Annotated in this window: 11 protein-coding genes; 1 reads left to right on the forward strand and 10 read right to left on the reverse strand. The window is 71.3% G+C overall.

Annotated elements, in window-relative coordinates; all coding sequences use genetic code 11:
* Window positions 1-193: 193 nt before the first annotated feature.
* A complete protein-coding gene (locus tag FK268_RS08400) occupies window positions 194-742 on the forward strand; it encodes a YdeI/OmpD-associated family protein (RefSeq protein WP_146433026.1) in 549 nt (182 codons plus the stop codon).
* A gap of 68 nt (window positions 743-810) precedes the next feature.
* Here FK268_RS08400 and FK268_RS25270 read toward each other — a convergent pair whose 3' ends face one another.
* The 10 genes from FK268_RS25270 to FK268_RS08450 form a co-directional block, all read right to left on the reverse strand.
* The gene (locus FK268_RS25270; RefSeq protein WP_205124461.1) at window positions 811-2013 is read right to left on the reverse strand and encodes a mechanosensitive ion channel family protein; all 1203 of its coding nucleotides are present in this window, start codon (window positions 2011-2013) and stop codon (window positions 811-813) included.
* 172 nt (window positions 2014-2185) lie between these two features.
* Window positions 2186-3352, reverse strand: coding sequence for a DNA-processing protein DprA (gene dprA, locus FK268_RS08410; protein ID WP_146433028.1), 1167 nt, complete (start codon window positions 3350-3352; stop codon window positions 2186-2188).
* Window positions 3349-4869, reverse strand: a complete 1521-nt coding sequence (locus FK268_RS08415; RefSeq protein WP_146433030.1) for a YifB family Mg chelatase-like AAA ATPase — start codon at window positions 4867-4869, stop codon at window positions 3349-3351. Before FK268_RS08415 ends, dprA begins: the two co-directional genes overlap by 4 nt.
* A complete protein-coding gene (locus FK268_RS08420; protein ID WP_146433033.1) occupies window positions 4869-5237 on the reverse strand; it encodes a YraN family protein in 369 nt (122 codons plus the stop codon). The genes FK268_RS08415 and FK268_RS08420 overlap by 1 nt, the downstream gene beginning before the upstream one ends.
* A gap of 172 nt (window positions 5238-5409) precedes the next feature.
* Window positions 5410-5715, reverse strand: a complete 306-nt coding sequence (locus FK268_RS08425; RefSeq protein ID WP_040768524.1) for a DUF2469 domain-containing protein — start codon at window positions 5713-5715, stop codon at window positions 5410-5412.
* Window positions 5716-5758: 43 nt separating this feature from the next.
* The gene (locus FK268_RS08430) at window positions 5759-6442 is read right to left on the reverse strand and encodes a ribonuclease HII (RefSeq protein ID WP_146433035.1); all 684 of its coding nucleotides are present in this window, start codon (window positions 6440-6442) and stop codon (window positions 5759-5761) included.
* A gap of 7 nt (window positions 6443-6449) precedes the next feature.
* Window positions 6450-7301 (reverse strand): signal peptidase I, encoded by an 852-nt coding sequence (gene lepB / locus FK268_RS08435; protein WP_231706984.1) that lies wholly within the window; start codon window positions 7299-7301, stop codon window positions 6450-6452.
* A 173-nt stretch (window positions 7302-7474) separates the two neighbouring features.
* Window positions 7475-7816: a 50S ribosomal protein L19 gene (rplS, locus tag FK268_RS08440; protein WP_019203499.1), complete on the reverse strand. Its 342-nt coding sequence runs from the start codon at window positions 7814-7816 to the stop codon at window positions 7475-7477.
* A 61-nt stretch (window positions 7817-7877) separates the two neighbouring features.
* Window positions 7878-8855, reverse strand: a complete 978-nt coding sequence (locus FK268_RS08445) for a hypothetical protein (RefSeq protein ID WP_146433037.1) — start codon at window positions 8853-8855, stop codon at window positions 7878-7880.
* A 137-nt stretch (window positions 8856-8992) separates the two neighbouring features.
* Window positions 8993-11410 (reverse strand): Tex family protein, encoded by a 2418-nt coding sequence (locus FK268_RS08450; protein WP_146433482.1) that lies wholly within the window; start codon window positions 11408-11410, stop codon window positions 8993-8995.

Below are 11410 nucleotides of genomic sequence, written 5' to 3' on the forward strand. Positions count from 1 at the left end.
GATGCGGTTCCTCTCCACCGTCGACGGCGCGGATATCGCGCGGGGACAAGGATACCGACCGTTGCCCCAACTGACGAAGGGTGCCCTCACCTCCGCCGCGGGCGGGATCGGTCACGAATCGAGAAGCCCGACGGTCGGGGACGCTCGTAGTCTTCTGGAAGACGCCGAAGCACGCCGCCCCGAGGAGATTCCGATGACCGCCACCGCCGATCCCGTTCGTTTCACCGCCCCCGCCGAGGCCCGCGGCGAGCGGACCCTCGTCCGGCTGCCCGCCGAGGCCAGCGCCGCACTCCCGTCGCGGGGGCAGGTGGCCGTCGTCGGCAGGCTGAACGGCGCGGACTTCCGCACCGTCGTCGAACCGGACGGCCGGAAGGGCCATTGGATCGCCCTCGACGACACTCCGGTGACGGCGGGCGACGAGGTCGCGCTGGAGATCGCACCGGTCAGGGACTGGCCCGAGCCGGAGGTGCCCGCCGACCTGCGGGCGGCACTCGACACCGCTCCGGACACCGCCGACGTGTGGACCGGCATCACGTCCATGGCCAGGTGGGAGTGGGTGCGGTGGATCGGTGCCACGCGCAGCCCTGCGACCCGCGCCAAGCGGGTGGAGGTGACGATCGACAAGATGCGGGGCGGCAAGCGGCGGCCGTGCTGCTTCGACCTGTCCTCGTGCACCGACCCGGATCTGATGCGCAACGGCGCCCTGATCGGTCCCGAGGCCGCCGCGAGCGGCTCGGCGTAGCAGTCCGGGCCCGCACCCCGCGGGGCCGGCCCGCGACGTCGCGAACCGGCCCCGGCGGTGTGTCAGCGCTACTGCGGCGGGTTCTGCCCGCCCTGGCGACCCGGATCCTGGGGATCCCGGCCGGGCCACCGGTCGGGGTCGGGCCCCGGCTGCCAACCCTGCGGCCAGCCCTGGTGCTCGGAACCCGGCTGACCGGCGTGCTGCGCGGTGTGCGGTTCCGCGCTCTGCTGCCAGCCCTGGGCGTAGCCGGGCGCGCTGTGCTGCGGCGCCCGCCCGCCGTACTGGTGCTGGCCGGGCTGGTGCTGGCCGGGAGGCTGCGCCGGAAGTCCGACGGTGGGCGGCTGCCCGCCCTGCGCGCCGAAGGGCTCACCGATGTCCGGGGTGTGCTGTGCCCCCGATGCCTGCGGCGGCAGGCCCGACGGCGGCTGCTGCGCCCCGAAGGGCGCCTGCGGCTGCGGATTCTGCGCCTGGGGCGGCAGCGGGGCCTGGTACGACGGAACCTGCGCCGGGTAGTCGCCCGCCGCCGGCTCCTGGGGACGGCGCACCTGTTCGGACCGCGAGTCGTCCCGCGCGGTGGCATCGCGCTCGGCGCGACGGGCCGGGATCTCCGCCTCGACCTTCGTCAGCCAGCCCTCCCAGCGCTGCTGCATGGGCCGTACCAGACCTCCGCCGACACCCACCACGACCACGCCGCCGATCGTCGCGAGCACGGCGACCAGGACAGGTGTGGTGACGGTGGTCGCGACACCGATCTGATTGAGGGCGGCGATGATTCCTGCGCCCCAGACGAACAACGAGGCGATCGTCGCGAGCAGCGGACCGTAGGAGGCGCTGCCGAGCGCGCCGCCCACGATGTCCTTCACCGCCTTCGCGATGGCGGCGACGATCACGATGATGAGGATCGCGATGAACAGCTTGGGCAGCCAGGCGACGAACCGTGAGAGCAGGTCGCCGATCGGATTCGGCCCGAAGACCCCGATCGCGAGTTGCAGCGTGATGAGCAGGACCGCGTAGTACACGACCTTGGCGAGCAGGGTCGAGGCGTCGTAGTCGCTCTTCGCGAGCACGCTCTGCAGGCCGCTGCGCTCGGCGAGCCGGTCGAAACCGACCTTGGCGAGGATCTTCGAGATGATCTTCGAGAGGACCTTCGCGATGATCCAGCCGATCACCAGGATGACCAGGAAGGCGGCCAGTTTGGGGACGAAGGTCGCGACGGAGCTCCAGGCGTCGGAGAGGCCGGCGCCGTAGTCGATGGCGAGTTGGGAGGTCATGGGTACACCTCTCGATCGGCGATACCCGGGCGCGCCGAACGCGGGCGGGTATCCACGGGAAGATTCGGGGACCACGCCGGTTGCTGGACACCGCCACCCTGGGCCCAACCCTAAGCACTTCGGCGCGTGTTCTCGCGTCAACACTCTCGACGCGCGGGATGTTATAACACATTCACGACATATCGGCCGGCCGCGCGAGCCGCCACAGCGCGCCCTGGCTGGTGACGAGCCCCTTGAGCTCGAGGCGCGCCAGGTGCACCATCACTGCCCGCGCGGGAAGTCCGGAGGCGGTCGCGATCTCGGGCACGGACAGCGACGATCGCGCGGGCAGCGCGTCGTGCACCCGCAGCTCGGGTCCGTCCAGCACGTCGGTGGGCCGTGCGGGCACGTCCAGTTCGAGGGCCAGTTCCCCCATCCGGCCCACCTCCTCGATCACCTCGCCGGACCGGGTGACGAGTACCGCCGCCTTCTCGCGGATCAGCTGGTGGCACGTGACGGAGGTCGCGACGTTCACGGGTCCGGGCACCGCACACACCGGTACCCCGCGCCGCTTCGCCCACGTGGCGGTGTTCTTGGTGCCGGACCGGAAGCCCGCCTCCACCACCACTACTCCGCCGGTACTGATGCCCACGATCCGGTTCCGATTGAGGAAACGATGCCGTCCGGGCACCGTTCCCGGCGGGTACTCCGAGACCAGGGCGCCCTCCTCGGCGATCCGCCGGAACAGGCCTGCGTGTCCCGCCGGATAGGGCCTGTCCAGGCCACCGGCGAGGAAGGCCACGGAGGATCCGCCGGCGGCGAGCGCGGCGCGGTGGGCGACACCGTCGATCCCGTAGGCCCCACCCGAGACGATCGTGAAGCCCTCGGCCACGAGATCGCTCGCGAACTCGTCCGTCACGCGCTCGCCGTACTGCGACGGCGCCCGGGTTCCGACGATGGAGACGGATCGCTCCAGCAACTCGTCGAGCCGGCCCTTCCCGACGATCCACAGCGCGGTCGGGCGCAGTTCGCGCACCTCGTCGTCGTGGTCGGTGTCCTCGGACGGCGATCGCTCGACGAGGCGTTGGAAGGGGAGGGTCGGCCACTCGTCGTCGGCGGGCGTCACCAGTCGTCCGCCCAGGTGCGCCATGTGTGCGAGATCGGCCGCCGCCCGGTCCGTGCCGTAGCGACCGGCCGTCGCGTCGGCGACGCTCTCGAAGCCGTCGGGGAACTCGCGTCTGCGCACCATGGCTGCGGCGGACACGGCGCCCACCATGTCGATCAGCGCGACCAGCGGCCCGCAGGGCGGCTCGGCCACCCGGCTCAGGTACGCCCACGCGCGGCGTTCGTCGTCGTTCATGTCCACCCCTTGTCCCGGAACTGCAGGGCCTGCAGCACCTCGCTCTCCCCCGGCCGGTCCATCCCCAGCAGGTCGCCGACGGTCCAGGACACCCGCAGGCAGCGATCGGCGCCGCGGGCGGTGATCTCGCCCTTGCGCAGGCAGTGCTCCAGTGGGCGCAGCGCCTTGGCGGAGAGCCGGAACCGGCGCCGCAGCACCATGCCGGGTACCTCGGAGTTGGTGAGCCAGCCCTCCGCACCCCACCGTTCGGCCGCGGCCGCCCGCGCGGCGCGCACGCGGGCGCCCACCGTCGCGCTCGACTCCTCGACGGTGTCGGCCGCGTGCAGTGCGCCCGTCGTCGGCGGGTCCATCCGCACCCACAGGTCCACACGGTCCAGGAGCGGCCCGGACAGGCGTCCCAGGTACCGCCGGCGGACCGTCGCCGAGCAGGTGCAGTCGTTCTCGCGCGCCGGTGCGCAGGGGCAGGGATTCGCCGCCATCACCAGCAGGAACCGGGACGGGTACTTCACCACACCGTCCCTGCGCGCGAGCCGGATCTGCCCCTCCTCCAACGGCGTCCGCAGCGCCTCGAGGGACCGTGGCCCCATCTCGGCGCACTCGTCGAGGAAGAGCACCCCGCGGTGCGCGAGCGACACCGCCCCGGGCCGGGCCAACCCGCTCCCGCCCCCGACGAGCGCGCTCACCGACGAGGTCTGGTGCGGCGCGACGAACGGCGGCAGCGTGATCAGGGGCCGGTCGGCGCTCAGACTGCCCGCGATGGAGTGGATGGCGCTCACCTCCAAGGCCTCACGGCGGCCGAGCGCGGGCATGATCCCCGGCAGCCGGGAGGCCAGCATCGTCTTCCCGATCCCCGGCGGCCCCGTCATCATGACGTGGTGCCCGCCCGCGGCGGCCACTTCCAGCGCGTACTTCGCCAGCGGCTGGCCGACCACGTCGGCGAGGTCCGGCGCCGCCGGATCGGCATCGTCGGCGACGAGCGGGCTCGGACCCGCGAGCGGCGTGTCCCCCGCCAGCCAGGCGATCACCTCCGCGAGGTGCGCCGCCCCCAACACCTCGATCCCGTCGATCAGGCCCGCCTCGTCCACGTTCGCGAGCGGCACGACCGCCCGGCGGAAGCCGGACTCCTTGGCCGCCAGCACCGCCGGCAGCACGCCCCGCACCGCTCGGACACGACCGTCGAGGGCGAGCTCACCGAGCAGGACGGCACCGTCGGTCCGCCCGGACGGCACCTTCTCGGCCGCCAGGAGAATCGCGACCGCGAGCGGCAGGTCGTACACCGAGCCCACCTTCGGCAGCGTCGCCGGCGACAGAGCGACGGTGACGCGGGTGTCCGGGAACTTGAGTCCCACGTTGACGATGGCCGCCCTGATCCGATCGCGGGACTCCTTGAGCACCGCATCCGGCAGGCCCACCAGGTGCACCGCGGGAAGGCCCGGTCCGATGCAGCCCTCGATCTCGACCACGGCACCGTCGACCCCGGTGATCGCGACGGAGTGCACCTTGCTCAGCGCGGACATCACGCCACCCCCGCCCGGTACTCGAGCGTGACCGGTCCTCCGGGCGGCGTGAAGACGGAGGCCACGTCGATGCGGACCTGCGCGAAGGCGCCCTCCGTCTCGGCCAGCCAGCGCGAGGTGAGCGCGCGCAACTGCGCGACCTTCCTGGGGGTGACAGCGTCGAACCCGGTGCCGAAGGACGTCCCCGATCGCGTCTTCACCTCGACGATCGCGAGCAGCCCGTCCGGGGCGCGGGCGATCACGTCCAACTCCCCGCGCAGCCCGCCACCCGAGTAGCGCCAGTTCCGCGCCAGCACCGTCCACCCGCGGTCCGTCAGGTAGTCGCAGACCACATCCTCGCCCGCACGTCCCGTCTCGTTGTTCCCCATGCGCCGATCCTGCCGCCGGAACAGCACAGGCACCGCCGGCGAAGGCGGTGCCTGTGGAGGAAACAAATTATGTACGCAAATGTGTGGAGGAAGCGCTCCACGGCACGCTCGGCGTCGGACGCAACGCCCACGAACGCGCCGCGCCGCGCCGGTCGATCAGCGCAGGCCGGGACTACTCCGGAAGGCGCAGCTCCGGCTTGTCGAGCTCCTCGATGTTGACGTCCTTGAACGTCACCACGCGCGCCTGCTTCAGGAACCGCGCCGGCCGGTACATGTCCCACACCCAGGCGTCGGTCATCCGCACCTCGAAGTACACCTCGCCGTCCGCGTTGCGCGGGATCAGGTCGACTCCGTTGGCCAGGTAGAACCGGCGCTCCGTCTCCACCACGTAGGTGAACTGACTCAGCACGTCCTTGTACTCGCGGTACATGGACAGCTCCATCGCGGTCTCGTACTTCTCGAGATCCTCAGCGCTCACGTCGTCCTCCTCACCAGATGTCACCAGTCGTAACCGCTCCAGATTACCGCGCCGCAGCGGAAGTACTCACCGACGCGGCCAGCGCCGCCCGCACGTTCTGATACCGCATACGGTGCTGGCTGCTCGGCCCCAGCTCCCCCAGCGCCGCCATGTGGACCGCCGTCGAGTAGCCCTTGTGCACCGCGAAGCCGTACCCCGGGAAGTCGCCGTCGAGTTCCGTCATGACCCGATCGCGCGTCACCTTGGCCAGCACGCTGGCGGCCGCGATGCACGAGGCCGAGGCGTCGCCGCCGATCACCGGGAGCGAGGGAACCCCCAGGCCGGGCACGGTGAAACCGTCGATCAGCACGTACCCGGGCCGCACCTGCAGGCCCGCCACCGCGCGACGCATCCCCATGATGTTGGCCACGTGCACCCCGATCCGGTCGATCTCCGGCGCCGGGATGGACACCACGGACCAGCTCACCGCGAGTTCCAGGATCTTCGGATACAGCTGCTCGCGGGCGTTCTCCGTGAGCTTCTTCGAGTCGTCCAGGCGTGCCAGCGAGGACGGGATCCGAGCGGGCAGGATGCAGGCGGCCACCGTCATCGGTCCCGCACAGGCGCCGCGCCCGGCCTCGTCGATCCCCGCGACGGGCCCGAGCCCCGCCCGGCCGAGCACCGTCTCCAGCGTGCTCAAGCCCGACGATGCCCGCACCACCGGCCGCGGAGGCCATCGGTCGCGCATGCGCCCCCTAGCCCTGCTGCGGGTTGATCGAATCCACGCTCTGCCAGCGGCTGAACGGGAAGATGATCGCGACCACCTTGCCGCGGATGTCGGCCTTGGGAACCGTGCCCTGCAGCTGATCCTCCAGGTGATAGCGCGAGTCCGCCGACGCCATCCGGTTGTCGCCCATGACGAAGACGTTGCCGTCAGGAACGGTGACCGGCCCGAAGGGCTTACCCCAGCACGCGTCCTGCTCCTTGGCGAAGGTCTTCGCGTTCTCCGCGATGTACGGCTCCACGAGCTTGCGGCCGTTCACGGTGACACCGGTCTCGGGCCGACATTCGATCTTCTGCCCGCCGACGGCGACGACCCGCTTGACAAGGTCGTTCTCGTTGGGCGGCTGCAGTCCCACGTAGGACAGCGCCTCCTGGATGCCGCGGATCACGGTGTTGCTCGAGCGCACCGGCTGCACCGGGTCGAGCCCCCAGGACTCGGTGGGACCGCGGAAGACGATCACGTCGCCCGGCTTCGGATCGCCGGCGAAGTAGCTGATCTTCTGCGTGACGATCCGGTCGCCGGTGCAGCCGGCGCAGCCGATGAGCGTGGGCTCCATCGACTCCGACGGCACGTACCACTGTCGGCCGACGAAGGTCTGCAGGCAGAAACTGAGCACCAGCGCGACCAGCACGATGGCGCCGATCTCCAGCGGCCAGTTGGTCCTCTTGTCCTTCTTCCCGCCGGACGAGCGCCGCCCCTTCCGGGTGTTCGCGTCGTCGGTGCCGTTCTCCTCGCCCGACGATGCCGGCGCGGCATGGCGACCGCCCGTACGTGGGGAATCGCTGGGCTCGGGAGTCTCCGGGGAGTTCGTCTGCTCGGGCACGGGTACACACTACCGAGCAGGGCCGTGCACCGACCCCGCCACCGACCCGCGTGCCGAACGAACCGTGCGCGTGAGTACGACACGGACAGACGAGCGCCCCACGGTCCGCAGGGACTCGTGGGGCGCTCGGGAGTGCTCCGCGGCGGTCACATGGACCGCCGGAGGCGCTGGGGTCAGCGCTTCTCCTTGATCTTGGCGGCCTTGCCACGCAGGTCGCGCAGGTAGTACAGCTTCGCGCGACGGACGTCACCACGGGTGAGGACGTCGATCTTGGCGATGTTCGGGGAGTGCACGGGGAAGGTGCGCTCCACACCGACGCCGAAGGACACCTTGCGCACGGTGAAGGTCTCGCGCACGCCGCCACCCTGGCGGCGGATCACGACGCCCTTGAACACCTGGACGCGCTCCTTGCTGCCCTCGATGACCTTGACGTGCACGTCAAGGGTGTCGCCGGGGCGGAAGTCGGGCACATCGCTGCGCAGGGACTGCTGGTCAATGAAGTCGAGCGTGTTCATCGCTGGATCATCCGTTTCTTACATGTCTTCGCGAGCAGAGGACCCTGGCGGCCCGTCGCGACTACTGCCGCGGGGGTTCGACCGGTTCGTACTCCTGTCGTGCCGGCTGCTCGGCAGCCGGATACACCCGGGCAGCACGTAGCCCGGGCAACCTGTTGATTGTGCCAGATCGGCGTCGGTTTTTCGAAATCGTCAGGCGACGGGCCATGGACCGGGGCCGACGAGGCGGTGCCGGCGCGGGCACGACGGTGCGGTCCAGCTCCTTCTCCGTGTCCTCGCGCAGCTGCGGCAGCAGATCCGGGCGGCCGGCCATCAGGTCCTGCACCGCGATCTTCGCGCGGATCAAGGGCCGGCGGAGACGGCGCTCGCGGCGTAGGGCCCGGAGCATGCGCCGCGAGTCGTGGTCGTAGCGCCAGCGGGCCCACGGGGCGCCCGGTCGGGACAGCCGGATCGCGCCGACGAGCAGCAGCGGGAAGAAGAACAGTCCGATCAGCCCGGTCCAGATCTTGCCCTTGAGGAGCACGATCGCCGCTGTGCCGAGACTGATCACACCGAACCCGATCTGCGCGGCCCGCTCCGGCGAATCCCGGAAGCCCGCGAAGTCCACCAGGTCCAGCGGCCGCAGCCCCAGGAGCAGCAGGCCGCTCATGGCGATCGCCACGAACACCGCGTCGACCGACGCGCGCCCCTCCTCCTGCCAGTAGACGTCCCGGAGGTAGAGGATGAGCGCGAACTCGTCGAGGATCAGCGCGGCCCCCAGCCCGAAGACGGCCGCGAGCACCGCGGCGGTCGTCTGCGTCGCCTTGTCGAAGTTCGCGATGAGGCCGATCGCCGAGCCCAGGCACAGCACCACGCCGAACACCATGTGGTGCAGGTGCAGGCCGCCGGGCGTCACGTTGCCGAACCACCACCGCACCTTCGCCCGGATCAACCGCACGCTGATCCGGATCCCCATGAAGCCCACGATCAGCCCGACGCAGAAGGCGAACAGCGGCAGCCGTCCCGCCTCCACGATGTCGCGCGCGAACCAGGTGGACATGCCTCCAACCTAGCGTCGCGCACCGTCGCCCCAGGTCGGAACGCTGCCGCCGGTCCAGTCATCCGCACACGCGGCACGTCCGCGGATGTCGTCCCGCGCACGGGCCGCGACGGTGCGTACGCGGCGCGTGCGCGGGACTACTTGCCGAAGCCGGCCTTGCGGAGCGCGTCCGCCATCGAGCCCGACGGCGCCGACTGCCCTCCGCCGCGCGACGCAGTGCGGTTCTGGCCGCCGCGCTGGCCCTGGCCGCGGTTGTGACCTCCCGGCTGTCCGCCGCGCGGGCCGCCGCCGCGCTGCCCGCCGCGGTCACCACCGCGCTGCGCTCCCCCGCCGCGCGGGACGCGCTCCTTCGGTGCGGCCTCGTCGTTCAGGCGCAGCGACAGGCCGATGCGCTGGCGTTCGACGTCCACGTCGACCACCTTGACCTTGACGACCTGGCCGGACTTGACCACCTCGTGCGGATCGGAGACGTACCGGTCCGACATCGCCGAGACGTGCACGAGGCCGTCCTGGTGCACGCCCACGTCGACGAAGGCACCGAAGGCCGCGACATTGGTGACCACGCCCTCGAGCACCATGCCGGGCTTGAGGTCGGAGACCTTCTCGACACCGGCCGCGAACGTCGCGGTGGTGAACGCGGGACGCGGATCGCGCCCGGGCTTCTCCAGTTCGGCCAGGATGTCGGTCACCGTCGGGACGCCGAAGCGCTCGTCGGCCAGGTCCGCGGCGATGTCGGCGGGCCGCAGCTTCGCCAGCGCGGCGCTGTTGCCGATCAGCTCGGCGAGCTGCAGCCCGGAGCGGTCCAGGATCTTCCGGACCACGGGGTAGGCCTCGGGGTGGACGCCGGAGGCGTCGAGCGGGTCGTCGCCGCCGCGGATGCGGAGGAAGCCCGCACACTGCTCGAAGGCCTTGGGGCCCAGCCGCGGCACGTCGAGCAGGCCCTTGCGGCTGCGGAAGGCGCCCGCGCCGTCACGATGCGCGACGATCGCGGCGGCCAGGTTCTCGGTGACGCCGGAGACCCGGGCGAGCAGCGGCGCGGAGGCGGTGTTGAGGTCGACGCCGACGGCGTTCACCGCGTCCTCCACCACCGCGTCGAGCGACTTCGCGAGGCTGGCCTGCGAGACGTCGTGCTGGTACTGGCCCACGCCGATCGACTTGGGATCGATCTTCACCAGCTCGGCCAGCGGGTCCTGCAGGCGGCGCGCGATGGACACGGCGCCGCGGAGCGAGACGTCCATGTCCGGCAGTTCCTGCGAGGCGTACTCCGATGCCGAGTAGATCGACGCCCCGGCCTCGCTGACCACGGCCTTCGCGGGCACCTTGCCGCCGGCGGCGCGGATCTCGCCGAGCAGTTCCGTGGTCAGGGCGTCGGTCTCGCGCGACGCGGTGCCGTTGCCGATGGCCACCAGCTCCACGTCGTGCCGGGCGATCAGCGCCGCGAGCAGCGCCTTGGACTTGTCCCACTGGTTCTGCGGCTGGTGCGGGTAGATGATCAGCGTGTCCAGCACCTTGCCGGTGCCATCGACCACGGCCGTCTTCACGCCGTTGCGGAAGCCCGGGTCCAGGCCCAGGGTCGGGCGGGTGCCCGCGGGGGCGGCCAGCAGCAGGTCCTTGAGGTTGGTGGCGAAGACGTGCACGGCGTCGTCCTCGGCGCGCTGGCGCAGGCGGGTCCGGGCGTCGACGGTGGCGGAGACCATCAGCTTGGTGCGCCAGGCCCACCGCGCGACGGTGCCGAGCCACTTGTCGGCCGGTCGGCCCTGGTTCGAGATCCCCAGCGTCGCGGCGACCATCGACTCGTAGTCGGCGTCCTCGCCACCGTCGAACTGCAGCGTGAGCACCTCCTCCTTCTCACCGCGCAGCACGGCCAGCACGCGGTGCGAGGGCATCTGATCCAGCGGCTCGGAGAACTCGAAGTAGTCCCGGAACTTCTGTGCCTTCTGCGGGTCGGCGCCCTCGCGCACGCCGGTGCGCAGCGTCGAGTCCGTCCAGAACTTCTCCCGGACGGTGCCCACCAGCTCGGCGTCCTCCGCGGCGCGCTCGACCAGGATGTGCCGCGCGCCCTCCAGCGCCGCCGCCGCGTCGGCGACGTTCTCGCCGAGGAACTCGGCCGCCAGCTCCTCGGGGACCAGCGTCGGATCGTCCAGCAGGCGCTCCGCGAGCGGCTGCAGGCCGTTCTCCCGCGCGATCTGCGCCTTGGTGCGCCGCTTGACCTTGTACGGCAGGTAGATGTCCTCGACGCGGGCCTTCGTCTCGGCCGCGAGCAGCGCCTCCCGCAGCTGCGGCGTCAGCTTGCCCTGCTCCTCGATCGAGGCGAGCACGGCGGCGCGACGGTCGTCGAGTTCGCGCAGGTAGCCGAGGCGCTCCTCGAGCGTGCGCAGCTGCGCGTCATCGAGGCTGCCGGTGACCTCCTTGCGGTACCGGGCGATGAACGGCACCGTCGACCCCTCGTCCAGCAGCGCGATGGCCGCGGCCACCTGGTTCTCCCCCACCGCGAGCTCCTCGGCGATGCGGGCGGACACGGACTTCAGTGGTGCGCTCGAATTCACCCGCGCCAC

This window comes from Tsukamurella sputi (genome assembly GCF_007858445.1).
Taxonomy (GTDB): Bacteria; Actinomycetota; Actinomycetes; order Mycobacteriales; family Mycobacteriaceae; genus Tsukamurella; species Tsukamurella sputi.

Excerpts from the sequence above, each read along its gene's own strand:
- FK268_RS08400 (WP_146433026.1), top strand. The coding sequence starts at position 194 with ATGACCGCCACCGCCGATCCCGTTCGTTTCACCGCCCCCGCCGAGGCC.
- FK268_RS25270 (WP_205124461.1), bottom strand. The coding sequence starts at position 2,013 with ATGACCTCCCAACTCGCCATCGACTACGGCGCCGGCCTCTCCGACGCC.
- dprA (WP_146433028.1), bottom strand. The coding sequence starts at position 3,352 with ATGAACGACGACGAACGCCGCGCGTGGGCGTACCTGAGCCGGGTGGCC.
- FK268_RS08415 (WP_146433030.1), bottom strand. The coding sequence starts at position 4,869 with ATGTCCGCGCTGAGCAAGGTGCACTCCGTCGCGATCACCGGGGTCGAC.
- FK268_RS08420 (WP_146433033.1), bottom strand. The coding sequence starts at position 5,237 with ATGGGGAACAACGAGACGGGACGTGCGGGCGAGGATGTGGTCTGCGAC.
- FK268_RS08430 (WP_146433035.1), bottom strand. The coding sequence starts at position 6,442 with ATGCGCGACCGATGGCCTCCGCGGCCGGTGGTGCGGGCATCGTCGGGC.
- rplS (WP_019203499.1), bottom strand. The coding sequence starts at position 7,816 with ATGAACACGCTCGACTTCATTGACCAGCAGTCCCTGCGCAGCGATGTG.
- FK268_RS08445 (WP_146433037.1), bottom strand. The coding sequence starts at position 8,855 with ATGTCCACCTGGTTCGCGCGCGACATCGTGGAGGCGGGACGGCTGCCG.